We start from the raw sequence: 26,336 nt of genomic DNA on the forward strand, positions 1-26,336 counted from the left end.
ATTCAAATACGTTAAAAGGAGAGATATTTTATGACATTCAAACGTACAAAGATTTCAGTGATTGGATCTGGTTTTACTGGGGCGACAGCAGCTTTCTTATTGGCTCAAAAAGAATTGGCTGATATTGTTTTGGTCGATATTCCGAACATGGAAGATCCAGCGAAAGGCAAAGCTTTGGATATGGCAGAAGCTGGCCCTGTGCTGGGATTTGATGCTCGCATAAAAGGTACAGCTAATTACGAAGACACAAAAGACTCTGATTTAGTTATTATTACTGCGGGAATTGCACGTAAGCCAGGTATGAGTCGTGATGATTTGGTCCAAACCAACCAGAAAGTGATGAAATCTGTAACTGCAGATATTATGAAATACTCTCCTGAAACAACAATTATTGTTTTAACCAACCCGGTTGATGCAATGACTTATACTGTTTTCAAAGCATCTGGATTACCGAAAGAGCGGGTCATTGGGCAGTCAGGTGTTTTAGATACGGCACGTTTTAGAACGTTTGTAGCCGAAGAGCTAGATGTATCAGTTAAAGACGTTACAGGGTTCGTCTTAGGTGGTCACGGAGATGATATGGTTCCGCTTATTCGGTATTCTTATGCCGGTGGTGTGCCGTTAGATTCGTTAATTCCTAAAGTGCGTTTAGACGAAATTGTTGCGAGAACGCGTAAAGGTGGCGCGGAAATTGTTAATTTGTTAGGGAATGGTTCTGCTTATTATGCGCCAGCTGCGTCACTTGTAGAAATGGCCGAGGCCATTATAAAAGATCAACGTCGTATTATGCCGTCTATCGCTTATTTAGAAGGTGAGTATGGCATGAATGGTATTTATTTAGGTGTGCCAACAATTTTAGGAGCAGGCGGCATTGAGAAAATTATTGAAATCGATTTAAATGAAGAAGAACAAGCGCTGTTAAATCAATCTGCCGAGTCCGTAAAGGCAGTTATGAAAGTATTAGGTTAAATGATGGAAAGGTGGACAGGATTATTTCTTGTTCATTTTTTTATGAAGTTTTTTCGCATGAGAAAAGCAAACTCTAATTTTCCTGCTACCTTAGGTGCTTGCACTTTCATTGGCTAAATTGATACTATAAGAGTATCAAGAAAATGGAGGGATGTTGTTTGTTGCTTGGGAAAAAGCGGAAATTAGGTCGACGTGTGGAAGACATTAAAATCGGTGAAAACTTAAAGCTGACAGAAAAGATTGAAGACAAGGATCTTCTTCTTTATCTTGGTTTAACGAATGATAGCAATCCGCTTTATATTCAACATGATTTCGCGTCACAGACAACTTTTGAAAAGCCTGTAGTACCGAATATTATGTTGACGGGTATTTTAACGTCTGCGATATCTAAATATATACCGGGACCTGGATCGTACATTACTAGCCAACAGTTAAATTTTTTAAAACCGGTCTATCATTACGCGACAGTCGACTTTACATTGGAAGTTGTCGAAGTGGATATCGTGCACAATAGAGTCGTCGTCCGAGTTGAAGGAATCGATGAGCAAGGTGTAATAGTAGTACAAGGACAAATTACTGCTAATCCACCGCAAACAATTGAATAATTGATGACTCATGCAACAGATGATTTCTAACGCGGTTTGAGATGGGGGTTTCAAACTGAGTGTGGAGGATGTAAAATGCTGAAGAAAATATTGATTATTGAAGATGAACATTCAATCGCGACATTACTATCTTATAATTTGGTCCAAGCAGGTTTTGAAACGATTATTGCCAATGATGGCAAACAAGGCTATGATTTGGCATTAAGTGAAAATCCATCATTAATTGTATTGGATTTAATGTTGCCATCGATGGACGGAGTAGAAGTTTGTAAATCGCTGCGTCAGCAAAAAATCAATATTCCAATCATTATGTTGACAGCTAAAGGCGATGAATTTGATAAAGTATTGGGGTTAGAACTCGGCGCAGACGATTATATGACAAAACCTTTTAGTCCGAGAGAAGTTGTGGCACGCATAAAAGCAGTATTAAGAAGAGCGAGTAATGTTCCAACTCCACAGCAAGATGCTTCTCAGCCAATCTCTCTCGGTAAACTGGATGTTTATCCAGACCGATTTGAAGTATTCCTTAATAAAGAGCAGATAGAGTTTACACCAAAAGAATTTGAATTGCTTGTCTATTTAATGGAAAATAAAAATCGCGTACTCACACGCGATCAATTGTTGAGTGCAGTTTGGAAATATGACTTTGCGGGGGATACGCGCATAGTGGATGTTCATATTAGTCATTTACGCGAGAAGATAGAAGAAAATAGCCGGAAACCAACTTTTATTAAAACGATTCGGGGACTTGGCTATAAGTTTGAGGAACCAAAAGGCTTATGAACTTTTTACGCCATCGCTTGCTGACCACATTATTAGTATGGATAGGTATGATGTTAGCCGGCTTGTTTATCGTCATGTTGCAGTTATTGCCGATATACGAAGATGCTGAGGATAAATCTGATATATGGATGCTTTTGTTTTTTTCACTTGTTGTCGCTTTAGTATTATCTGCGATTGTCGGTAGCCGAGTTATAGGGGTTGCGATTAAGCCAATTGAAAATGCTACAGAAACCGCGATGGAGCTTGTTAAAGGTAATTATGTAGCACGCGCATCCGAATCGAATGCCTCCAATAGTATTGAATTGAGCCGGACGATTAATGTTTTGGCGCGGAATTTGCAAGAAATCACAGCAGTTCGCGTCATGGAACAAGAGCGGTTAAAGACACTCATTGAGAACATGGGCAGTGCGCTGATTATGATTGACAAACAAGGAGCCGTCTCTCTTGTTAACAAGCCTTTCTTAGAAGAGTTTGAACTAACTCCTAGTGTTGTTATGGGGAAATTTTACAAAGAAATCCAAGTTCCTATAGAAGTCGAAAATTTCATTGAAAGTGTATTTATGACGGAAACGCATTCGCGTGTACAAATTGAGTTTTTATCAGGATTAAAACTCAAAAACTTTAATGTATACGGAGCACCGGTAATTGGGGAACATGAGCGCTGGTTAGGCATTGTCATTGTTTTTCAAGATATTACCGAATTAAAGAGATTGGAGCAAATCCGAAAAGATTTTGTTGCCAATGTATCTCACGAACTTCGTACTCCGGTAACTTCTATTAAAGGATTTTCAGAAACCTTGTTAGATGGCGCTTATAAAGACACGGAAACTTTATTGTCATTTTTGGAAATCGTTCATACTGAGAGCAATCGATTAGAGATGCTCATTAATGATTTGCTTGATTTATCGAAGGTTGAACAAAGCGGTTTTAGAGTAAATGCGCAACCTATGAATATGGAAGCCGTTATTAAACGTGCTAGAGAAATGATTCAACCGAAAATAGACGAAAAATCGATTCACTTAAAACTGGAGATTCAACCTATAAACGTTTTAGGGGATGCAAACCGTTTAATACAAGTGATGATGAATCTGCTGATCAATGCTGTTACATATTCAAGCAACCATACTGAAATTACTATCCGGCTCTTTAGGAAAGATAATCGAGCCATTATACAAGTAGAAGACCAAGGAATCGGCATCGAAAGCTCAGAGATTGAACGGTTATTTGAACGTTTTTACCGAGTCGATCGAGCGCGTAGTCGCAATTCAGGCGGCACCGGACTTGGACTATCTATTGTTAAACACTTAATCGAGGCGCATCATGGACAAGTGGAAGTCGACAGTACAGTCGGAGTTGGGACCACTTTTACGATCTATTTGCCTTTGGCTATTTAATCTAGGAGGAAAGCATGGAAACTAAACACCCATTTTTACCGATTATTGTTGGCACAGATATGAATGCATACAACATGGCCATTTCATTTCACGAAGCATATGGCATTAAGCCGATTTTAGTCGGAAAAGAACCTTTATCATTTACTTCATTGAGCACCATTACCGAAACGATTGAATTGCGTTCAGGTCTGGCTGACGATGCTCAATTTGCGAATATCTTAATGGATATAGCAGATAAATACAGAGCTCCTGGAAAAACACTTTTACTCATTGGGACGAATGATCTTTATGTTCGCTTAATTATTGAAAATGCAAAAGTTTTACGTGAGCATTATGTGTTTAATTATATTAACGAAGATTTGATGAATCAGCTACAAGTCAAAGCTAATTTTTATGAGCTTTGTAAAGTTCATGGCATTGATACACCGACAACCTTCTTTTATGACTGCAATTCAAAAGAGCCATTTGAAGAAGAAATGATGTTCCCAGTGATCATTAAACCGAGTAATGGCATTGAGTACAGCAGAAACAAATTTGATGGCCAACAAAAAGTGTATAAAGTTGAAAGTCCGAAAGAATTGCATGAAGTAATTCAACAAATCAAAGCAGGTGGCTACCGCGATGAATTGATCATCCAAGATTATATTCCTGGAGACGATACATTTATGTGGGATTCAGTTATCTATGCGAACTCTAAAGGGAAAACGCAATTAGTGACTTTTGCCCAAGTTGTTTTGCAAGAGCATACAGTGACGGCAATCGGAAATTATACGGCATTGATTACACGCTTTGATAAAGACATGATGGTCAAATTGCAAAACTTCCTTGAAGCTGTTGGTTATCAAGGATTCGCAAACTTCGATTTGAAATACGATGCACGAGATAAAAAGTTCAAAGTATTTGAAGTGAACATTCGTCAAGGTCGTTCAAGTTATTACGTAACGGCTCTTGGTCACAACATGGCGGAGTATTTTGTGGATGATTTAATCTATCAAATAGAAAAGCCTGTGACATATTTGAATGAGGACTTTTTGTTCACTGTCGTTCCAAAAGCTGTTTTGCGCAATTTTGTTCATAATAAAGCCGTGCTCAAAGACATTAAACGTCTTATTAAAAAAGGTCAATATGGCAATCCACTATTTTATAAAAAAGATAAGCATTTAAAACGCAAACTATATTTATTGGCGCGCCAATTTAACTATTATAAGAAGTATAAAAACAATCAATGGTGAATTTACAGAAGCTTAACACTAGCTTCATACTTGGGTGTTAAAGTTAAATAGAACCCCCTTCAACCGCATGATATAAAAAGAGTCCCTTCCCCGGGACTCTTTTTCTTGTTTTATGAAACTATTTCACTATTATTCCGTATTACAGATAACAACACAAAGGGGGATCCGTCATGACAACAAAAAAATTGCTGGCAGTAATTGGTTTATCTATTACGGGAATATTGCTGCTCACTGCAGTTTTTACTTCTTGGTATACAGTAGATGAATCTGAACAAGCGGTTATTATAACGTTTGGTGTAGCTAATGAAACGATTACTGAAGCTGGGTTACATTTTAAGATGCCTTGGCCAATTCAAAAAGCAGAAATTTTATCAAAAGAAACCTATAGTCTTCAATTCGGCTATAACCAAAATGCAGAAGGCGAAATTGTCGCATTCGACAAAGAAACAAAAATGATTACCGGAGACGAAAACATCGTTTTGACGGATCTCGTCGTTCAATGGAAAATCACTGATCCCAAAAAATACTTATTTAATGCAGAGGCACCGCAAGATATTTTACACGATGCCACTTCAGCTTCGATTCGCTCGATTATCGGCAATTCATTGATTGATGATGCATTAACGTCTGGTAAAGCAGAAATTGAAGCTGAAACACGTGACTTGCTAGCTTCATTAATTGAAAAATACGATATTGGGATTACGGTTTTAGCTGTAAAACTGCAAGACGTTGAGCTGCCGAACGAAGAAGTACGTGCGGCATTTACGAACGTCACAGATGCTCGTGAAACGATGAACACAAAAATTAACGAAGCCAAAAAATACGAAAACCAAAAACGCAACGAAGCGTTAGGTGAAAAAGCAGCTATCAATTCCCGAGCTGAAGGACAGAAAGTGACACGGGTTCAACAGGCAACGGGGGATGTCGCGCTATTTGATAAACTGTACAAAGAATATGAAAGCAACCCGGAAGTTACAAAACAGCGAATTATTATGGAAACCTTAGAAACGGTGTTACCAAATGCCAAATTATATATTATGAACGATGAAGGTGGCACGATGAAATATTTACCATTAGAAGGCTTGCAAACAACGATTCCACCAGCAACTGAGAGCTCAGAAGGGAGTGGCAACTAATGGAACCCAACAAACCTTTAGGTGAAGTGAAAAAATTCAACCCTTACCAACGACCAAAAAAGACTAGAGAACCGAGAGATCCAATTGATTTTAAAAAATATTGGAAATTGATTGTTGGTTTAGTTGTCACATTTGTTCTTTTGCTAATCTTGCTGACAAATGTTTATGTTGTGAAAGAAAGCGAGTACCGGGTGGTTCGTCAATTTGGTGAAGTGGTGAAAATTCAAGAAGAGCCAGGCCTTCAAATGAAAATCCCGTTTATTCAAAGCGTTACAACATTACCAAAATATCAAATGACATATGATGTGTCTGAAGCCGAAATCAATACAAAAGATAAAAAACGGATCATTATTGATAATTATGCCGTTTGGCATGTCGTCAATCCCCTTGAATTGATTTCAAATGCCGGAACAATCGTCAATGCAGAATCTCGAATGGAAGAATTTATCTATTCGGTTGTCCGGACAGAACTTGGGCAATTAAATTACGATGAAATCATCAACGATGAAAATTCATCTAGAGGTAGCATAAATGATGCAGTAACAGCGAAAGTGAACGAGCTGCTCGACAAAGATAAATACGGAATTCAAGTTATGGATGTTCGCATTAAACGAACGGATTTACCAGAGGAAAACGAACAGTCTGTATATACACGAATGATTTCAGAACGTGAGTCTACGGCTCAAGAATATCTGTCTCAAGGAGACGCGAAAAAACGTGAAATGGAAGCACAAGCAGACCGAGAAGCGCAAGAAGTCATTGCGACTGCTCGTAAAGAAGCTGCATTGATCCAAGCAGAAGGCGAATCCCAAGCTGCTAAAATTTACAACGAATCATTTTCAAAAGACCCAGAGTTTTACGAATTATACCGTTCGCTAGAATCTTATAAGAAAACAATTGGTGATGACACGGTCATTATTTTGCCATCAGATTCACCTTATGCAGATATCTTGTCAGGTAATTTCAATTAGGCTAAGGCCGTCATTTCTCTTCTATTTGCCTGCGTGGTAAAATAAAGGGAATGACGGCTTTTTTATGGAAGGGGTAATTTTTGTGGCAAAGAAAATACTTTTATTAGATGGGAATAGTTTGGCGTATCGCGCATTTTTCGCTTTACCGCTATTAACCAATGAAAATGGCATTCATACGAATGCTGTATACGGATTTACCATGATGCTTCAAAAAATACTCGGTGAAGAACAACCTACACATATGATTGTGGCTTTTGATGCGGGAAAAACGACATTCCGCCATAAAACGTTTAGCGAATACAAAGGCGGAAGACAAAAAACGCCACCTGAATTATCGGAACAATTTCCTTATCTTCGCAAATTGATCGATGCATATGGGATTAAGCGCTACGAATTAGAAAATTACGAAGCAGACGATATTATCGGTACATTAAGTTTAGAAGCTGAACGAGAAGGCGACGAAGTTGTCGTTATTTCTGGAGATAAAGATTTAACACAATTGGCATCACCCACAACGACGGTTTACATTACGCGAAAAGGCATAACGGATATCGAAAAATATACAGTAGAGCATATAAAAGAAAAGTATGGTTTAACGCCTCTTCAAATTATCGATATGAAAGGTCTTATGGGCGATGCTTCGGATAATATTCCAGGTGTACCAGGTGTTGGAGAGAAAACAGCGCTGAAATTATTAGCAGCACACGGTTCGGTCGAAGGTGTATATGAAGCTATCGAACAACAAAAAGGCAAGATGAAGGAAAAACTAATTGCCAATGAAGACCTTGCTTATATTAGTAAGCAATTAGCAACAATTGAACGACAAGCACCAATTAAAATTCAAATCGATGAATTGACTTATTCCGGGCCGGACCAAGACGAGTTGGTTAAAGTATGGAAAGAACTAGCGTTTAAATCTTTACTAGAAAAAATGGAATACACAGCAGAAGAAACGGTGAAAGAAGAGTTGGAATTTGAATTACTGACAACAATCGATTCATCTATATTAAAAGATGAAATGGCAGTTCATCTTGAACTTTACGATGATCATTATCATAGTTGTGATTTGCTGGGGGTTTCACTCGCGACTAAAACGGATACTTACGTTATTCCGATGAGCGTTGTTGAGCAGTCAGAAGAGTTTCGTGCATGGTTTAAAGATCCATCAAAGAAAAAATTCATGGCAGATTCTAAAGCAGCAACGGCAGCATTTTTACGCTTTGGTATTGTACTAAAAGGCGTGGATTTCGATTTAATGTTAGGAGCTTATATCGTCAATCCATCCTTAACGTATACCGATATGGCGAGCATTGTTCAAGAGTATGGTCATAACGATGTTTCGACGAATGAACAAGTTTACGGCAAAGGAGCTAAAAAGAAAGTTCCAGAAGACGCTGTTTTACATGAGCATATTGCTAGAAAAGCCCGCACCATTTGGAAAGTCCGTCCACTCATTATGGAAAAACTCGAAGAAAACGAGCAATTTGATTTGTATGATAAATTAGAATTGCCACTCGCCACAGTTTTAGGGCAAATGGAATCTCTTGGTGTAATGGTAAACCGCGAGCAATTAGTCGATATGGGCAAAGAGTTGTCTCATAAGCTAGAGAAAATCGAGTCAAATATTCATGGACTAGCTGGTCAAGAATTTAATATTAATTCTCCAAAGCAGTTAGGTGTTATATTATTTGAAAAACTAGGATTACCGCCTTTAAAGAAGACGAAGACCGGCTATTCGACAGCAGCGGATGTTCTAGAAAAATTAGAAGGTCAACACGAAATTATTTCTCATATATTGATGTATCGCCAATTAGGTAAACTATTGTCTACTTATATTGAAGGTTTATTAAAAGAAATTCATGAAGATGGAAAAATTCATACGCGCTTCCAACAAGCACTCACGACAACTGGGCGATTAAGTTCAATCAACCCTAACTTGCAAAACATTCCAGTTCGTCTTGAAGAAGGACGTAAAATTCGCAAAGCTTTCGTACCGTCAGAACCGGGCTGGGTAATGGTAGCAGCAGATTATTCTCAAATTGAATTGCGCGTGCTCGCCGATATGTCTGAAGATGAACGATTAGTACAAGCTTTTAAAGACGACCGTGATATTCACACGACAACTGCGAGCGATGTTTTCCACGTAGCTGAAGAAGAAGTAACGAGTGACATGCGCCGAGCGGCTAAAGCGGTTAACTTCGGAATTGTTTATGGGATTAGCGATTATGGCTTGTCTCAAAATTTAAATATTCCACGTAAAGAAGCAGCTGCTTTTATTGAACGTTATTTTACTAGCTTCCCAGGCGTCAAAAGCTATATGACGAACATTGTGTCTGATGCTAAGCGTGACGGATTTGTTACAACTTTGATGAATCGTCGCCGTTATTTACCAGACATTACAAGTTCAAACTTTAATTTAAGAAGCTTTGCAGAACGCACGGCGATGAATACACCAATTCAAGGCAGTGCGGCAGATATTATCAAAAAAGCCATGATTGATATGGATGCAGCGTTAGAGCGTGAAGGATTGCAAGCTCGCATGCTTTTACAAGTTCACGATGAATTGATCTTTGAAGCGCCACCTGAAGAGTTAGATCAATTGATGAAATTAGTACCTGAAGTTATGGAAAATGCAGTGAAGTTGAATGTTCCCTTAAAAGTGGATATCGCTCACGGTTCAACTTGGTACGATACTAAATGATAGGAGGGCATCGATATGCCTGAACTTCCAGAAGTCGAAGGAGTTGTTCGGCAAATCCGCCCCGTTTCGATTGGCAAAAAAATTGAGGCTGTAGCGGTGTCGGACGTCATCCGCTTATCAAAAGAAAATGGTAAGGAAGCCATTATTAAGCGAATAGAAGCTGACGGTTTTATCGAAAGATTAACCGGAGCACAAATCGTTCAAGTAGAACGTCGCAGTAAATATATCTATTTCACATTGCGAAAAGACAATGAATTTTTGTTAGTTAATCATTTAGGGATGTCCGGAGCTTGGTTTTATGTCGACCAGCTCCAGTCGATTCCTGAAGATAAGTTTCGACGTCATGTCCATATTGTGTTGACGTTAAGCGACGGCAATTTGTTAGCGTTTTCAGATATTCGTCGTTTCGGAGAAATGCGCGTGTTGCAACAAGAAGGAGATTTTCCGCCTTTATTGTTGATGGCTCCAGAACCATTTCATGAAGGTGCACTTGAGCATTTTCTTGCACTAGCTGAAAGTCCGAAATACAAAAATAAGGCGATTAAGGAAATCATTATGGACGGACAAATTGTTTCTGGCTGTGGCAATATATACGCAACAGAAGCTTTGTTTAAAATGAAGATGCACCCGAAACGTGCAGCTAGTCGCATTAGCCGGAAGCGGAAAATAGAACTTTTCGAATCGATAGTTGCTATTTTGCAAGAAAGCATTGAAGCAGGTGGCAGTACAATTTCAGATTACCGCGATATTAATGGTGAATCAGGTAGCATGCAAAATCGTTTTGGTATGTACGGAAAAAAACAATGTGCAAATTGTGGCACACAGACCAAGACCTTGAAAATTGGCGGTCGGGCTTCCGTGTATTGCCCGACATGTCAGAAATGAGGACTGACAATGATTATTGGATTGACAGGCAGTATTGCCAGTGGAAAAAGTACAGTATCCGAAATGTTGAAAAATGAAGGTTATCCGATTATTGATGCCGATCTAGTAGCAAGGCTAGTCGTAGAACCTGGTTCTGAAACGCTTGAGCAAATTAGGCAAGCGTTTGGATCTGAAGTTATTAGCTCGGATGGCACTATGAATCGCGCAAAAGTAGGGGAAATCATTTTTAATGACCCGGTAAGTCGTAAAACCTTAAATGATATTATTCATCCAGCAATTCGACAAGAAATGCTCAAGCAGCGCTATGAGTTGCTCGAGCAAGGATTTAAAATCATCATTATGGACATTCCGTTGTTATTCGAAAGTCGCCTGCAATATTTAGTAGATAAAATTATGGTGGTTAGCGTCACTGAAGAAAATCAGTTTAAACGATTAGTGGAAAGAAATGGCTTTACGGAAAAAGAAGCACGAGTACGCATCAATTCTCAGTTACCAATGTCTGTGAAAGAAGATGGAGCTGATGCGGTTATTTACAACAACGGATCTCTTGAAGAAACGAAACAGCAATTAAGTCGAATTTTAGTAAATTGGCAAGCCAATTCTGAAAAAGAATAAAAGATATGCTTTTTAAGGTTCTCTAAATAAGCAATTGTGTTATACTATATTAGAAATTAAAAACATAAGTATAACTTAATTACAAACGGAGGATTCCTACATGACAGTTTCTATTGCAATTAACGGGTTTGGCCGTATTGGCCGTATGGTTTTCAGACAGGCGATAATGATGGATGACGTCACAATCACAGCAGTCAATGCCTCATATCCAGCTGAAACCCTTGCGCATTTGATTAAGTATGACACAAATCACGGCACTTTCTCTGGTGACGTATCTTCAGAAGAAGATGCATTAATTGTTAATGGAAAGCGAGTTCAATTAGTCAGTGAACGCGATCCTTTGAATTTGCCATGGAAAGAAATGGGCATTGATATCGTTATCGAAGCGACTGGAAAGTTCAATTCTCGTGAAAAAGCAGCTCTTCATTTGGAAGCAGGAGCTAAAAAAGTAATCTTAACCGCACCTGGTAAACAAGAAGACATTACAATTGTTATGGGCGTTAATGATGACAAATTAGATATCGAACAACACGATGTCATTTCAAATGCAAGTTGTACAACAAACTGTTTAGCACCAGTCGTAAAAGTACTGAATGACAAATTTGGTATTGAAAACGGCTTGATGACAACAATCCATTCGTATACAAACGACCAGCAAAACTTGGACAATCCGCACAAAGATCTTCGTCGTGCTCGTGCTTGTGCTCAATCGATCATCCCTACTTCTACGGGTGCTGCGAAAGCGCTATCATTGGTGTTGCCCGAATTGCAAGGAAAACTTCATGGTATGGCATTGAGAGTGCCGACTCCGAATGTATCATTAGTTGATTTAGTTGTGGACTTAGAGACAGCGGTTACAATTGAAGAGGTGAACCAAGCTTTTGAAGAAGCATCGGTAAATGGCTTAGCAGGAATTTTAGGATTCACAATGGAGCCGTTAGTTTCGGTTGATTTTAACAGCAATCCTCAATCGGCCATTGTTGATGGATTATCGACAATGGTAATAGGTGAGCGCAAAGTAAAAGTGTTGGCTTGGTACGATAATGAATGGGGATATTCCGCACGTGTAATTGACTTAACTAAAAAAGTAGCAAATGCATTAGTACTTGTATCCAAATAAGTGAAAAACCCCCGGTTCTCCACGTTTGACAGGAGAACCGGGGGTTTTTCACTATGGCACCTTTTAAAGAAGTTAACTATTAATAAGATTTATTTATTGCATTTACAATAAATACGTTTTATACTATGAATCGTAGTTAAAAAACGACTACCACTTCTGACTTTCCAACATAGTAACTAGGAATTAGGAGCGTAAGATTTTTTATTCACATGACTGCTTAAAGGGTTAGGATCTCTTTGGACTAACTTTCCCCCGTGGTAGTCTACTTTGAATATTTTGCGCAAAAACCAAAATGATATCAAAGGGGGAAAACGAACCATGGAAACAATGGGACGTCACGTAATTGCAGAACTTTGGCAGTGTGATTTTGACAAATTAAACGATATGGATTTTATCGAACAAACTTTTGTTGATGCAGCACTCAAATCTGGAGCTGAAGTAAGAGAGGTAGCTTTTCATAAATTCGCACCACAAGGTGTTAGCGGAGTTGTGATTATCTCAGAATCTCACTTAACAATCCACAGTTTTCCAGAACACGGCTATGCGAGTGTAGATGTTTACACTTGCGGCGATCTTGATCCGACTATTGCAGCGGAATATATCGCAGAAGCACTAGGTTCAACATCACGTGAGCTTGTAGAAATACCACGTGGTATGGGTCCAGTAAGTGTTGAAAAATCCAAAGTTTCAGTAACTGTATAATCCATTTAACAAAAACACGTAAGCAGAGGATGAAATCCTCTGCTTTTTCTATTTTTCTAACGATTTTTTGTTATACTATATACACTAGATAGAGAAGTTAGGGAGATGTCAAAATGAAATGTCCAGCTTGCCAACATAACGGCACACGCGTTGTCGATTCCAGGCCAATAGACGAAATGAAATCAATCAGAAGAAGAAGAGAATGCGAAGCTTGCGGATATCGCTTTACCACTTTTGAAAAAGTGGAAGAGATGCCACTGATTGTCGTCAAAAAAGATGGCTCGCGTGAAGAATTTAGCCGTGAGAAAGTTCTACGCGGATTAATTCGCGCGTGTGAAAAGCGGCCGGTATCTTTAGAAGTGCTGGAGGAAGTCGTATTTACCATTGAAAAAGACCTTCGACGAGAAGGCAATCCGGAAGTAAAGTCTGAAGAGGTTGGGGAATTGGTTATGAACCGATTAGCAACCATTGACGAAGTGGCGTATGTTCGCTTTGCTTCGGTGTATCGCCAATTTAAAGACATTACCGTTTTCATCGACGAACTAAAGGATTTATTAAACAAAGGACCAGAAGGCAAGAAAATCGATTGAGGTGGTAACTTATGACTGCTTATTATAAAGAGGTGCAGCCTGCTGATCCATATCGTATTCGGTTGCCTTATCCATTCTCGAATTATGATCGGCAGCTCTTGACGCTATTGTATCAACCGATGATTGGTGCAGAGGCAATAGCATTGTATTTGACTTTGTGGGCTGAAGGCGAAGCATCGCGCGAAGAAACGACTCATTATACATTGATGAACACATTAGGAAACCCGATTGCCAAAATTTTCGATGCAAGAATTCAGCTTGAAGCCATCGGATTATTGAAAACATATAGAAGTAACGAAGGCGACCGCTCTTTTATTTATGAGTTGTGTCCGCCGCTCGATCCGAAAACTTTTTTTATGGACCCTTTATTATCGATGTTCTTATTCAGTAAAATCGGAGAATCTTCCTATAGAAGAGTACGAAATCGCTTTTTAGTATACACGGAAATTCCTACGGATTACGAAGAAGTCTCTCGTACATTCACAGATATTTTTCAACCAGTTCATGCTAAAGCGGGATATCCGTCCGTTAAAAAAGATTTACAAGAACGAAAAAAGGGAAATTATGAAGCTGATTCTGAATTTGATTTCGATTTACTTAGACAAGGCTTATCCGAACAGTTAGTGCCCAAAAAAGTATTAACCGCTACGATTAAAGATTTTATTACCAAACTCTCTTATTTATATAGTTGGGGACCGCTAGAAATGCAAAAAGTCATTTTATTAGCGATTGAAGACGATTATAAATTAACAGTAGAAGGTTTGAAAAAATCAGCATCTGAGTATTATAAACTAACAGTATCTACGACAGCGCCGCAGCTTGTTCAAGTACATAAGACAGCTGAAAAGCAAGTTGACGCAGTAGAGACACCAAAAACCAAACAAGACGAATTACTCGTTTATTTGGAAACGGCTCCACCGATTCAAGTGTTGCGAGATATTGCGAACGGTAGTGAACCTTTGCCTGCGGATGTTGAGCTAGCTAATCAATTGGTGATTACGCATGGCATGAAGCCAGCGGTCGTCAATGTGCTACTACAGTATGTGTTATTGCGCACCGATATGAAACTAACAAAAGCGTATGTAGAAAAAATTGCTTCGCATTGGTTGCGGAAAAACGTGACAACGGCAAAAGAGGCGATGGAAATTGCGCGTGTCGAACACACTCAATACATGAAGTGGAAATCAGAAGGTTCTCCTACGACTGTAGCAAAGCCGTTTACGGGAAATGGAAACCGCAAGCCGGTGCGTGAAGAAAAACTGCCGGAATGGTTCCATAAAAAAGATCAAACACCTGCTCCCAAAGGTGAGCCGAAAAACGAAAGTTTAGAAGTGGAGAAACAAAAGCTCCTAGCGAAACTGGCGCTGAAGAAAGGAAAAGGTGGTTAAATGGAACCGATTCGCGAAACATTAAAACGTGTGGTCAATGCGCCTGCTTTTTCTGAGCGTTATAGTGAAATGCGTAAAGAAGTACTAGCACATCCTGGCGTTCAAAAATTTCTTGAAAATCATTCTGAAGAAATTGATGCCCCGACAATCGATCGCGGGCTTGGGAAATTGTATGAGTATATCGATCAATCCCACGACTGCAATAAGTGTCCGAGCTTAGATGCCTGTATCAATCATCTAAAAGGCTTTGAACCAAACTTAGTGTTAGAACGTGGAACGATAGGTATTTCTTATACAAAATGCCGGTTAAAAGAAGCACATGATAACAAACGTCATGCTTCTTCGTTAATTCACAGCATGTATATGCCAAAAGAAGTGATGCAAGCAACACTTTCTGGTTTTGATTTGGACGACAGCCGTATGGCAGCTTTCCGAGCTGTTGGGGATTTCCTCGATCAAGCAACAGGACCTGACAATTTGCCTGAAAAAGGATTGTACCTGTATGGACAATTCGGAATCGGTAAATCGTATTTATTAAGTGCAGTGGCTAATGAACTAGCTGAAATCAATGTCAAATCCGTTCTTGTTTTTGTGCCGGAATTCATGCGTGAAATGAAACAAGCAATTGGTGATCAAACTTTGCAAGAAAAAGTAGATTACGTGAAAAAAGCGGATGTTTTAATGTTAGACGATATTGGAGCCGAAGCGATGTCGAGTTGGACACGTGATGAAGTGCTGGGCACTATTCTCCATTACCGCATGTCAGAAAAACTGCCGACATTCATGTCTTCTAATTTTAGTTATTCGGAACTTGAATATCATTTAACATATTCGCAGCGCGGCGAAAAAGAAGATTTAAAAGCAGCACGCATTATGGAACGAATTCGTGCACTAACAACGCCAGTGAAACTTGATGGTCGTAACCGACGAAATTAACAGTAGAACTATTGCCTTTTGAAACAATTCGGTTTATAGTAGTAACAATCAAACCAAGATTTTACATGCCTTGACAAGGACATGAGCGGACATATACGACTTACAGAGAGAGAAGCCTTGGCTGTGAGCTTCTTAAGAATCGTTTTTCCGCTTACCCCCTTTGAGCAGCAGCTGTGAACAGTTTTCTAACTAGCAGCTGACGGTACCGGTCCGTTAGCCGATGCAGAGCTTCTTTCAATATAGATCTATCTATATTGAAGTGAAGAAGGGTGGAACCACGAGCTAAAGCTTCGTCCCTTTTGGGATGGGGCTTTTTTCTGTGGAAAAAAGAAAAGCGGAAATGGCTGAACAGAACCGACGGGCTTAAGGCGAGCTGACGAAGCGGCATGTTTTGGCCGCACAGGAAGGACGACTTAAGACCCCGAGGTTCTAGCCACTGAAGCCAGACAAGAAAAGCGGAAATGGCCGTTTTGCTCCGACAGGCATAAGATGGACTTCCGAAGCGGCGTTTTTGCCGCACAGGAAGGACAGTTTATGACCCGAGGAGCAGGCCATTGAAGCCTAGACAAGAATAAAGAAATGTCTACCAGACCCTGTGGTATAGACATTTCACTAGATTTAATTAAAAGGAGAGATTTGCATGGCAGACATGATTCAACTAACATTCCCTGACGGGGCAGTAAAAGAATTTGAACAAGGTGTAACAACTGAAGAGATTGCACAATCAATCAGCCCAGGATTACGTAAAAAAGCATTAGCTGGTAAAGTAGGCGACAGACTGGTCGATTTACGTACGCCGTTAACGGAAGATGGCGAAATCGCCATCGTAACACCTGAATCAGATGAAGCATTAGAAGTTTTGCGTCACAGCAGTGCCCATTTACTAGCTCAAGCGATTAAGCGCATGTATCCAGACTCAAAACTTGGCATTGGTCCAGTTATTGAAAATGGTTTTTATTATGATATCGACACAGAAACAGCGATCACTTCAGAAGACTTGCCTTTAATTGAAAAAGAAATGAAAAAAATCATCAATGAAAATGTTGAAATCATTCGTCATGACGTGTCACGTGCAGAAGCGCAAGAGCGTTTTGCTGCAATCGAAGATCCTTATAAATTAGAACTTCTTGAAGCAATTCCTGAAGGCGATCAAGTATCGATCTATGAACAAGGCGACTTTTTCGATCTTTGCCGCGGTGTTCACGTACCATCAACTGGTAAATTAAAAGAATTTAAATTACTAAGTGTGGCCGGTGCTTATTGGAGAGGGAACAGTGACAACAAAATGCTTCAACGCATTTACGGAACTGCCTTTTTCAAAAAAGAAGATTTAAAAGCGCATCTTGAAATGTTAGAAGAAGCAAAAGAACGCGATCACCGTAAAATTGGGAAAGAATTGAATTTATTCATGAACTCTCAAAAAGTAGGCCAAGGTTTGCCGATGTGGCTTCCAAAAGGGGCGACAATTCGCCGTATTATTGAACGTTATATTGTGGATAAAGAAGAACGTCTAGGCTACGATCACGTTTATACTCCAGTAATGGGGAGTGTGGAATTGTATAAAACAAGTGGACATTGGGATCATTACCAAGACGACATGTTCCCAGTGATGAAAATGGACAACGAAGAATTGGTATTGCGTCCAATGAACTGCCCGCATCATATGATGATTTTCAAACAAGGCATTCATTCGTATCGCCAAATGCCAGTTCGTATTGCTGAACTTGGTTTGATGCACCGTTATGAAATGTCAGGTGCGTTGTCAGGACTTCAGCGTGTTCGCGGAATGACGTTAAACGACGCGCATTTATTTGTTCGTCCAGACCAAATTAAAGAAGAGTTTAAACGCGTTGTTAATTTAATTGTTGAAGTATATAAAGATTTTAATATCAATGATTATTCGTTCCGCTTGTCTTATCGTGACCCGGAAGATAAAGAAAAATACTTTGATGACGATGCTATGTGGAATCGTGCACAGGCGATGTTAAAAGAAGCGATGGATGAGTTGGACGTTGATTATATTGAAGTAGAAGGCGAAGCGGCGTTTTACGGACCGAAAGTAGATGTTCAAGTGAAGACAGCTCTTGGCAAAGAAGAAACTTTGTCTACTGTTCAATTAGACTTCCTACTACCGGAAAGATTTGACTTGTCGTATATTGGCGAAGATGGCAAACAACACCGTCCAGTCGTTATTCACCGAGGAGTCGTTTCAACAATGGAACGTTTTGTCGCATTCTTGATCGAAGAATATAAAGGCGCATTCCCAACTTGGTTAGCACCTGTACAAGTAGAGCTAATCCCAGTGTCGCTTGACGCGCATAGTGCGTATACAAAAGAACTTCAAGAAAAACTACAGTCTCACAAAATTCGCGTAGATATTGATGAGCGCGATGAAAAACTAGGTTATAAGATTCGTGAAGCGCAAATGCAAAAAGTGCCATACATGCTAGTCCTCGGTGACAAAGAATTAGAAGACGGTTCTGTAAATGTTCGTAAATATGGCGAACAGAAATCAGAAAGTATGCCGTTCGAAGACTTTGTAAAACTGGTTCAAAGCGAACTTCGTTAATCAGCTTGACAGTGTTTAACACACATGATACTATGAATAAGGTTATAGAATACTTATATGTGCAAGCAGGAGCACCCGCTTCTCACCTGATCGACCGATTGTTGGCAGGTATACACGATTGACTTTTACACGCAGAAAGACGCGTGTTGTCATATTTGCGGGTGAACCTCTGAGGTTCACCCGCTTTTGTTTTGATCGGAACCCTGTAAACCGGTTCGGCCGGTTCACACATTTAAGCTATTCGCGACACTATCCGGAGGTGGATTACTATTAGCAAAGACATTAATGTAAATGACGGTATTCGTGCACGTGAGTTGCGAGTTATTGATCAAAACGGTGAACAACTTGGCATCAAAACACGTATCGAAGCACTTGAAATTGCAGCTCGTGTCAACTTGGATCTTGTTCTTGTGGCTCCTCAAGCTAAGCCGCCGGTTGCTCGGATCATGGACCATGGTAAATTCAAGTTTGAGCAGCAGAAGAAAGATCGTGAAATCCGTAAAAATCAGAAAGTGATTGTCGTCAAAGAAGTACGCTTAAGCCCTTCAATTGACGATCACGATTTCAACACGAAACTTCGCAACGCGATCAAGTTCCTTGAAAAAGGCGACAAAGTGAAAGCTTCTATTCGTTTTAAAGGCCGTGCGATTACGCACAAAGAAATTGGACAACGTGTACTTGAACGTTTCGCAGAAGCGTGCAAAGAAGTTGCGACAGTTGAGCAGCGCCCGAAAATGGATGGTCGCAGCATGTTCTTGATGCTTGCACCAGTTAACGAAAAAGAATAAGAGATCATTGTTTAGGAGGAATTCGAAATGCCGAAAATGAAAAGCCATAGCGGTGCATCAAAACGTTTCAAAAAAACGGGTACTGGTAAAGTAAGACGCCACAGCTCACACACTAGCCACTTATTTGCAAACAAATCAACAAAACAAAAGCGTAAACTTCGCAAAGGGAAACTTGTTTCTTCAGGCGACTTGAAACGCATCAAATCATTAATCTATAACATGAAATAATAAAAGCTAAAGTGCCCGAGAATCTGGGTGCTTGAGTCTAGACATGCAACAAAAAATCGAATTATTTATATTCAGCAGGAGGTAATGTGATATGCCACGCGTAAAAGGTGGAACAGTGACGCGTCAGCGTCGTAAAAAGGTCATTAAATTAGCAAAAGGTTATTATGGTGCAAAGCACATCCTTTTCAAAGTAGCAAACCAACAGGTAATGAAGTCAGGTAACTATGCTTACCGTGACCGTCGTAACAAAAAACGTGATTTCCGTAGACTTTGGATCACACGTATCAACGCAGCAGCTCGTATGAACGAAATTTCATACAGCCGTTTAATGCACGGATTAAAAGTTGCAGGCATCGATATCAACCGCAAAATGCTAGCTGAAATCGCTGTAACTGATGCAGCTGCATTCACAGCATTGGTTGACCAAGCGAAAAAAGCAGTAACTAAGTAATTAAAAGCGGAAATGACCGTTTTGCTCCGATAGGCATAAGATGAACTTCCCTAGTGGCTTTAGCCGCGTAGGAAGGGCAGCTTATGACCCGAGGAGCAGGTCATTGCAGCTAGATAATAAAAGCGAAAGTGCCTGTTCATTGCAGTCCATAGACATCACACAACTAGAAAGCTGCAATGCACAGGCATTTAACGCAACAATAAAAAAGACTGACGATTTTTCGTCAGTCTTTTCTTATGGAGGAAAATCCGATGTTTTTAATTATCTTTGTATATATGGCAATTTTGACTGTAATGGCTTTTGTAATGATGAAAATCGACAAACACCAAGCGCAAAATCGTGGTCAACGAATCCCAGAAAAAAACTTATGGACAGTCGCCATTTTTGGCGGTGGAATTGGTGCGTATCTTGGCATGATGGCTTTTCGCCATAAAACAAAACACACCAATTTCCGTATTGGCTTTTTAGTATTAGCCCTACTTGATGGTGCATTTTTGATTTGGAGTTATCAAAACTTCTTACCGAACTAAATGTTTTATTCTTGTTGTTTCATTAAACGCTCAATTGGATTTTTCCAACTAATATGAGCTTCTGGATAATTCATCAAAATTTCCTTTTCAAGAAAACGGAAATCTTCTTTTGTAAAGCCCTGCAATTGATCGGGGTCTGCAACCCATACAAAAATTGAAACGACCTCAAAAGATTGTTCAGTCGTTCCCAAGTATTTTTCACCTTCGAACAACACACCTCGAAGTGCGATGAAGAAGTTTTTTTGTACATTTTTTACATCATCTAAAAAATAATAATTTCCTGCTTCAAGAGCGGCATCCAATTTCCTTTTCGGATCCACGATATAACGGATCAATCGATAAAATAAATAGATGATTAATGCCAATACAATGAGGCGTATAAGAAAAGCCATTTGAATTACCTCCTGTTTTACATATTTCTACTAATTAGTATACGAGTTGAAAGTAATATGGTTTCACGATTTAATAGAATAAAGGGGAGATTTGTATGAAATTGCAAGAATTGTTCAAAATGCAAGAAGAACTTGATCGCTTTATCCAATCAAATCAAAAAATCAATGAAGATGTGTTTCGTAAGAAAGGTTTGGCTTTATTAGTAGAACTGGCGGAACTTGCCAATGAAACACGCTGCTTTAAATTTTGGAGTACGAAAGGCGCATCAGAACGATCTGTTATTTTAGAAGAGTACGTAGATTCTATACATTTCTTGCTGTCGCTGGGCATTGAAAAAAACTTGAATACACTAGAAAACTGGCCAGATCCCATAGCTGAAAAAGAATTGACGGAACTATTTCTTCGCACGCAAAAAGCCATTCAAGAATTTCTTGAAAATTATTCGATGTCTAATTACATGGAAGTATGGAGTTGTTACGGAGGATTAGCGCGCGCGCTCGAGTTTAACTATGAAGATGTCCTTGAAGCGTATATGCAAAAAAACAAAACCAATTACGATCGTCAACACGAAGGCTATTAATAAACGAATGTTTTGATAATAGCTAGAAATTCCTTTAAAATAAATAAGCAAAGGATTATTTAGGAGGTCGAAATAATGACGAAATTGGATGAAACACAATTGATGTTAAAAGAATTGACTGATGCTAATGGCATTCCAGGAAATGAACGTCAGTCACGTGAAGTTATGAAGAAATACATAGAACCATATGCCGACTCAATTGAAACAGACGGTCTTGGAAGTTTAATCGCCAAAAAAGAAGGATTAGCTGATGGACCCAAAATTATGGTAGCAGGTCATTTAGATGAAGTTGGCTTTATGATTACGCAAGTGGATGAAAAAGGCTTTTTAAAATTCCAACCGGTAGGCGGCTGGTGGTCACAAGTCATGCTAGCTCAACGAGTTACCATTACGACTCGTAAAGGTAACGAAATTACGGGCGTAATTGGTTCTAAACCGCCACATATTCTAACTCCCGAAGCACGCAAAAAACCTGTTGAAATTAAAGACATGTTTATTGATATCGGTGCATCTTCACGTGAAGAAGTAAAAGAATGGGGCATTACGCCAGGAGATATGGTTACACCATATTTCGAATTCACAGTAATGAACAACGACAAACTGTTGATGGCAAAAGCTTGGGATAACCGCATCGGTTGTGCCATTGCGATCGACGTGTTAAAAGGACTTAAAGGCGTTGACCATCCGAATGTAGTATACGGAGTGGGAACAGTTCAAGAAGAAGTCGGCTTGCGCGGGGCAAAAACAGCAACCGCTAAAATTCAACCAGATATCGGTTTCGCAGTTGATGTAGGGATCGCTGGAGATACACCAGGAATTACAAGCAAAGAATCGAACAGTAAAATGGGCGATGGTCCGCAATTATTGCTTTTCGATGCTTCTATGGTAGCGCATCGCGGCTTGCGCGAACTTGTGGTCGACACAGCAGAAGAAGCGGGCATTCCGTATCAATTTGAAACGATTGCAGGCGGAGGAACAGATGCCGGATCGATTCACTTAACAGCGAACGGTGTTCCTGCACTCGCAATCGGTGTAGCTACACGCTATATTCATTCGCATGCAGGAATCCTGCATCGAGACGATTACGAAAATGCAGTAAAATTAATCATCGAAGTGATCAAAAAGCTCGACAAAGACACAGTCGCGCGTATTACATTCGAATAAAATCGGAAAACCCTTCGCCTCGGCGAGGGGTTTTTGTGTTTTGCAAACAAAGTGGTACTTTTTGCAAATAAAGGCTCCGTTGCCGCAAACAAACTGCAAGATTGTGCAAACAACTGTGTGTATCTCGCAAACAACTCACTCTATCACGCAAAGATCCAAAGGTTTTTCGCTTTTCGCTTGCGAAAAGCATCCATTATTAGAGATTTTCAGGTTTTCAAAAGAATGCTATACTCTATTTATTCTGATAGGAGGTGCTCTATGCATAAAAAAGAACTCGTTTTACTGTCACAAATAGAATCGCTCGAAAGACTGTTATACCGGTTGCCTGAACATCATCCACAACGCCAATTTCTTCAAGTCGAGTTGTACCGAAGTGCTGCAGGAAAAAGAGGAGAAGACAGACTAGCACGGAAACTAGTTGAATTTAGTCCAGAAGAAAATCACCGCTTTTTGAATAATGTTTGCTTGTCACTTGGCGATTGGAAAATCCAAATAGACGGATTATTGCTGACAGAACGTGGAGCGATTATTATTGAGTCGAAAAACATTAGCGGTCAACTTTATTTCGATCATCAAACAGGCGAATTTGCCCGTACGGATGGAGACGGCCTAAGAACGGTGATGGAAGATCCCACGATTCAATTAAACAAAAACATTCGCTTTATAACAAAATTCTTCAAACTGCATAAAATCCATATGCCGATCAAAGGAGTTGTCGTTTTTACTTCTAAACAATGTGAATTTATTACGAAACCACAAAATAGAACGGTTTGCAAAATTTATCAATTGATCGATTATCTATTCAATATACTCAACTCTTTCCCCGACATGAATAACCAACCCAATTTGTCGAAAATCGATAAACTTCTTCAAAAACATCAAACTCCTTATAAACGACTTCCTTTATGCCAGTTGTATGCTATAGTTTCTACTGAACTAAGGACCGGAATTTTTTGTGTTACTTGCAAAAAACATCAGATGATTCGAAAATCTCGGTGTGGCTGGATATGCGAGTTATGCCAATCGGTAGATCCACTCGCATTTGAAACTTCGGTTCAAGAATATTTTTCACTCATTCATCCGCAGCTGAGTAATAAGCAGTTGAGGCAGTTTTGCAATATCGCATCGCCCTATGTAGCTTCTCGCTTGTTGGCAACTTTTGATTTTGAAACGGTCGGAGCATTACGCAACCGAACCTATCACTTAAAGAATAAAGACTAGCTTTTCACTCAGGTGAGAAGCTTTTTTTGCGTTGTGCAAACAAAGTGTCGATTTGCGCAAATAAACGATCGTTTCCTGCAAACAACTTGATAGATAGCGCAAACAACGTGGTCTATCCCGCAAAAAAACTCACTCATCCCGCAAACAACGAAAAATATCAACCAATCAATGAAATTCAAAAAAAGAATAATGTACATAATTGTTGACTTAATGTTAAGTATAATGTACATTATGTTATGTAAACCGAACATAATAAGAGAGAGGATGAAGCAGATGCTCAAAAATAGAGTAAAAGAACTCAGAGCTCGTTACGGCTTCACACAAAGTGATCTCGGCAAACAAGTAGATGTCACACGACAAACCATCGCTTTTATTGAAAAAGGAGAGTTTTCACCTTCCATCACACTTTCACTAAAACTAGCAAAAGCGCTACAAACAAACGTTAACGACTTATTTTGGTTAGAGGAGGATGAAAACCATGAAAAATGATTTTCGCATGCAATATCCGTTGTGGATGATGGGATTTATTGTGACGCTGGGGATGTTCTTATTTGGAGTGAGCTCGCCGACAACTCATATTGTTAATACGGAAACAGAACAAAGTATTTTGGTCGAACTCGGACCCATTGCTGGATTATTCGCTGTTGGATCAGTCATCTTATACTTCCTGATGATGATTGTTTTTTACACACAGTTAAAACGTCATAACAAAAAGAACCCAGCAGAAAAAATTTCGATTTTTCCAATCCGTCCTCCTGAATATTTAGAGCAAGACGAAGGGATGACACATATTACACGAAAAGCATCTCAAAAAGTATACACATTTATGTCTTGGAGTTTGCCGCTACTGGCAGTATTTGCGATGTTTTCACCTTTCTCACGCATTTACACCGTTTTTGTGATTTTACTAATCGCGTTAATTCAATACGTAATTTATTACGTGGAAATCCGTACGCATTTTAAGGAGGAAGATGAATGATATATGAATATTTCCTCGTCTTTTTAGGAGCCGCAATTCCTTGGTTTGAAATCGCTGTAGTTATTCCGCTCGGCATCGTTTGGGGCCTGTCACCTTTTTGGGTAATGATTCTGGCGTTTATCGGCAACATGGTAACAGTGCTCGCATTGATTATCGGTTTCGATCGTTTCAAGATCTGGTACACGAAACGTCAAGAAGCAAAAGGGAAAACAGCGTCGAAAAAAAGTGATCGCGCTAAAAAAATATGGAACCGATATGGTTTGCCAGGTCTCGCTATGCTTGGCCCCGTTTTAATCGGTACGCATATTGCCGCGTTTATCGGAATGACGCTAGGTGCGACAAAAAAGAACACGACCGTTTGGTTGACGATTAGCATTGCAGCTTGGACACTAGCATTTGGTCTTTTGACAGCACTTGGCTTTGATTTTTTCACGGATAAAATCTAAGCTGTGCTATACTTGAGCTATTCTGAAATAAAGGCGTGAACATAACATGAAAAGAATTGAATCAAGTCAAAACTCACTCGTTAAGCATTGGAAAAAGCTTAGCACTACTAGGAAAGAGCGCGATAAATTCGCGGAATTCTTAGTAGAAGGATTTCATTTAACAGAAGAAGCTCTTCGTAAAAAAGATCTTGTGAAATCACTGATTGTGCGCGAAGGCGTAGATATTCCAGAAGGCTGGGATATTGAAGGCGTTCCTCATTATTCGGTAACTGCTGCTGTGGCTAAAGAAATTTCGGAAACCGAGCACACGCAAGGGATTTTCGCGCATTGCGCGCAGCCGGTGTTTACCGAAGACGAGCAAAAGTCATGGACAAAGCTACTGATGATTGATGCGGTACAAGATCCAGGTAATATCGGAACAATGATTCGTACAGCTTCAGCGAGTGGCATTGACGCCGTTATTCTTGGGAAAGGTTGCGCAGATCCGTTTAACCCAAAAGCCGTTCGTTCAGCGCAAGGATCTCATTTCCAAATTCCTGTTGTTAAAGGTGAATTGATGGAATGGACTGAGCAAACAAAAGCGAGCGGCATTCCCATTTTTGGAACAGCGCTTCAAAACTCGACACCTGTTCACGAAGCAAAAACGCTTGAGCGGTTTGCGTTAATTGTTGGCAATGAAGGCAGTGGTGTCGATCCAGTTCTCTTGCAACAAACAGATCAAAACTTGATGGTGCCTCTTTACGGTAGCGCGGAATCGTTAAATGTAGCAGTCGCTACAGGGATTTTATTGTATAGCTTAGTTCCAAAAAACTAAGTTTGATAAAACTAAAGAACTTTCGTATAATGAAGAGGTAAATAAGTAAAAGCGAAGAACGGGAAAAGTACGTTGCGCCCTTACATCACAGAGATTCTACACCTTGACTGGAAGTGTGGATATGTAAACGCCTCAGAAGTTCACCC

28 protein-coding genes and 2 other annotated features (1 of these 30 cut by a window edge) are annotated in these 26,336 nt (G+C 39.7%); of the genes, 27 read left to right on the forward strand and 1 reads right to left on the reverse strand.

Going from position 1 to position 26,336, the window contains the following annotated elements:
* The first annotated feature begins 30 nt into the window (after positions 1-30).
* The 20 genes from mdh to BBI08_RS06700 all read left to right on the forward strand — a co-directional run bounded on the left by mdh (position 31) and on the right by BBI08_RS06700 (position 20,593).
* Complete coding sequence (gene mdh, locus BBI08_RS06605; protein ID WP_008496461.1) at positions 31-969, forward strand: malate dehydrogenase; 939 nt, start codon at positions 31-33, stop codon at positions 967-969.
* 158 nt (positions 970-1,127) lie between these two features.
* Positions 1,128-1,574 (forward strand): MaoC/PaaZ C-terminal domain-containing protein, encoded by a 447-nt coding sequence (locus tag BBI08_RS06610; protein WP_065527877.1) that lies wholly within the window; start codon positions 1,128-1,130, stop codon positions 1,572-1,574.
* 75 nt (positions 1,575-1,649) lie between these two features.
* A complete protein-coding gene (locus tag BBI08_RS06615) occupies positions 1,650-2,357 on the forward strand; it encodes a response regulator transcription factor (RefSeq protein WP_008496463.1) in 708 nt (235 codons plus the stop codon).
* On the forward strand, positions 2,354-3,751 hold the full coding sequence (gene pnpS, locus BBI08_RS06620) for a two-component system histidine kinase PnpS (protein ID WP_065527878.1): 1,398 nt from the start codon (positions 2,354-2,356) through the stop codon (positions 3,749-3,751). The genes BBI08_RS06615 and pnpS overlap by 4 nt, the downstream gene beginning before the upstream one ends.
* 14 nt (positions 3,752-3,765) lie before the next feature.
* A complete protein-coding gene (locus BBI08_RS06625; protein ID WP_008496464.1) occupies positions 3,766-4,983 on the forward strand; it encodes a carboxylate--amine ligase in 1,218 nt (405 codons plus the stop codon).
* Between the two features lie 170 nt (positions 4,984-5,153).
* Positions 5,154-6,119, forward strand: coding sequence for an FtsH protease activity modulator HflK (gene hflK, locus BBI08_RS06630; protein ID WP_065527879.1), 966 nt, complete (start codon positions 5,154-5,156; stop codon positions 6,117-6,119).
* Entirely contained in the window at positions 6,119-7,090 is a 972-nt protein-coding gene (gene hflC, locus BBI08_RS06635; RefSeq protein WP_065527880.1) for a protease modulator HflC, read from the forward strand. The genes hflK and hflC overlap by 1 nt, the downstream gene beginning before the upstream one ends.
* A 64-nt stretch (positions 7,091-7,154) precedes the next feature.
* A complete protein-coding gene (polA, locus tag BBI08_RS06640) occupies positions 7,155-9,791 on the forward strand; it encodes a DNA polymerase I (protein WP_065527881.1) in 2,637 nt (878 codons plus the stop codon).
* Between the two features lie 15 nt (positions 9,792-9,806).
* Positions 9,807-10,676 (forward strand): bifunctional DNA-formamidopyrimidine glycosylase/DNA-(apurinic or apyrimidinic site) lyase, encoded by an 870-nt coding sequence (gene mutM, locus BBI08_RS06645; protein ID WP_065527882.1) that lies wholly within the window; start codon positions 9,807-9,809, stop codon positions 10,674-10,676.
* A 9-nt stretch (positions 10,677-10,685) separates the two neighbouring features.
* Positions 10,686-11,291, forward strand: a complete 606-nt coding sequence (gene coaE, locus BBI08_RS06650) for a dephospho-CoA kinase (RefSeq protein WP_008496467.1) — start codon at positions 10,686-10,688, stop codon at positions 11,289-11,291.
* A 100-nt stretch (positions 11,292-11,391) separates the two neighbouring features.
* On the forward strand, positions 11,392-12,411 hold the full coding sequence (locus BBI08_RS06655) for a glyceraldehyde-3-phosphate dehydrogenase (protein ID WP_008496468.1): 1,020 nt from the start codon (positions 11,392-11,394) through the stop codon (positions 12,409-12,411).
* Positions 12,412-12,729: 318 nt separating this feature from the next.
* Positions 12,730-13,113, forward strand: a complete 384-nt coding sequence (speD, locus tag BBI08_RS06660) for an adenosylmethionine decarboxylase (protein ID WP_008496469.1) — start codon at positions 12,730-12,732, stop codon at positions 13,111-13,113.
* Between the two features lie 113 nt (positions 13,114-13,226).
* Positions 13,227-13,703 (forward strand): transcriptional regulator NrdR, encoded by a 477-nt coding sequence (gene nrdR, locus BBI08_RS06665; protein WP_008432247.1) that lies wholly within the window; start codon positions 13,227-13,229, stop codon positions 13,701-13,703.
* Between the two features lie 11 nt (positions 13,704-13,714).
* The gene (locus BBI08_RS06670) at positions 13,715-15,091 is read left to right on the forward strand and encodes a replication initiation and membrane attachment family protein (protein WP_008496470.1); all 1,377 of its coding nucleotides are present in this window, start codon (positions 13,715-13,717) and stop codon (positions 15,089-15,091) included.
* Positions 15,092-16,027: a primosomal protein DnaI gene (gene dnaI, locus BBI08_RS06675; RefSeq protein WP_008496471.1), complete on the forward strand. Its 936-nt coding sequence runs from the start codon at positions 15,092-15,094 to the stop codon at positions 16,025-16,027.
* A 640-nt stretch (positions 16,028-16,667) separates the two neighbouring features.
* A complete protein-coding gene (gene thrS / locus BBI08_RS06680; protein ID WP_008496472.1) occupies positions 16,668-18,596 on the forward strand; it encodes a threonine--tRNA ligase in 1,929 nt (642 codons plus the stop codon).
* 57 nt (positions 18,597-18,653) lie between these two features.
* Positions 18,654-18,794: a sequence feature (ribosomal protein L20 leader region), on the forward strand.
* Between the two features lie 83 nt (positions 18,795-18,877).
* Positions 18,878-19,384, forward strand: a complete 507-nt coding sequence (gene infC, locus BBI08_RS06685; protein WP_039863440.1) for a translation initiation factor IF-3 — start codon at positions 18,878-18,880, stop codon at positions 19,382-19,384.
* A 27-nt stretch (positions 19,385-19,411) separates the two neighbouring features.
* Positions 19,412-19,612, forward strand: coding sequence for a 50S ribosomal protein L35 (gene rpmI, locus BBI08_RS06690; RefSeq protein WP_008432253.1), 201 nt, complete (start codon positions 19,412-19,414; stop codon positions 19,610-19,612).
* 91 nt (positions 19,613-19,703) lie between these two features.
* Positions 19,704-20,063, forward strand: a complete 360-nt coding sequence (gene rplT, locus BBI08_RS06695; protein WP_008496473.1) for a 50S ribosomal protein L20 — start codon at positions 19,704-19,706, stop codon at positions 20,061-20,063.
* Positions 20,064-20,314: 251 nt separating this feature from the next.
* Positions 20,315-20,593 (forward strand): DUF1294 domain-containing protein, encoded by a 279-nt coding sequence (locus BBI08_RS06700; protein ID WP_008496474.1) that lies wholly within the window; start codon positions 20,315-20,317, stop codon positions 20,591-20,593.
* A gap of 5 nt (positions 20,594-20,598) precedes the next feature.
* On the opposite strand, the gene BBI08_RS06705 is transcribed toward BBI08_RS06700, so the two are convergent.
* Positions 20,599-20,985 carry a hypothetical protein gene (locus tag BBI08_RS06705; protein WP_008496475.1) on the reverse strand — a complete coding sequence of 129 codons (387 nt, stop codon included), beginning with the start codon at positions 20,983-20,985 and terminating at the stop codon, positions 20,599-20,601.
* A 95-nt stretch (positions 20,986-21,080) separates the two neighbouring features.
* Between BBI08_RS06705 and BBI08_RS06710 the strand changes: the two genes are divergently transcribed.
* From BBI08_RS06710 to BBI08_RS06740, 7 genes are all read left to right on the forward strand, one after another.
* Positions 21,081-21,566, forward strand: coding sequence for a dUTP diphosphatase (locus BBI08_RS06710; RefSeq protein ID WP_008496477.1), 486 nt, complete (start codon positions 21,081-21,083; stop codon positions 21,564-21,566).
* A gap of 75 nt (positions 21,567-21,641) precedes the next feature.
* The gene (locus tag BBI08_RS06715) at positions 21,642-22,730 is read left to right on the forward strand and encodes a M42 family metallopeptidase (protein ID WP_008496478.1); all 1,089 of its coding nucleotides are present in this window, start codon (positions 21,642-21,644) and stop codon (positions 22,728-22,730) included.
* Between the two features lie 258 nt (positions 22,731-22,988).
* Positions 22,989-23,951, forward strand: a complete 963-nt coding sequence (locus BBI08_RS06720) for a nuclease-related domain-containing protein (RefSeq protein WP_008496479.1) — start codon at positions 22,989-22,991, stop codon at positions 23,949-23,951.
* Positions 23,952-24,224: 273 nt separating this feature from the next.
* Entirely contained in the window at positions 24,225-24,440 is a 216-nt protein-coding gene (locus BBI08_RS06725) for a helix-turn-helix transcriptional regulator (RefSeq protein WP_008496480.1), read from the forward strand.
* Entirely contained in the window at positions 24,430-24,930 is a 501-nt protein-coding gene (locus BBI08_RS06730; RefSeq protein ID WP_008496481.1) for a hypothetical protein, read from the forward strand. The genes BBI08_RS06725 and BBI08_RS06730 overlap by 11 nt, the downstream gene beginning before the upstream one ends.
* Positions 24,927-25,376, forward strand: a complete 450-nt coding sequence (locus tag BBI08_RS06735; RefSeq protein WP_065527883.1) for a small multi-drug export protein — start codon at positions 24,927-24,929, stop codon at positions 25,374-25,376. The genes BBI08_RS06730 and BBI08_RS06735 overlap by 4 nt, the downstream gene beginning before the upstream one ends.
* Before the next feature lie 46 nt (positions 25,377-25,422).
* Positions 25,423-26,190: a TrmH family RNA methyltransferase gene (locus tag BBI08_RS06740; RefSeq protein WP_008496484.1), complete on the forward strand. Its 768-nt coding sequence runs from the start codon at positions 25,423-25,425 to the stop codon at positions 26,188-26,190.
* Positions 26,191-26,235: 45 nt separating this feature from the next.
* Positions 26,236-26,336 (forward strand) — a binding site (T-box leader) (it continues 126 nt past the right edge of the window).

Origin of the sequence: Planococcus halocryophilus (assembly GCF_001687585.2) — a bacterium.
Taxonomy (GTDB): Bacteria; Bacillota; Bacilli; order Bacillales_A; family Planococcaceae; genus Planococcus; species Planococcus halocryophilus.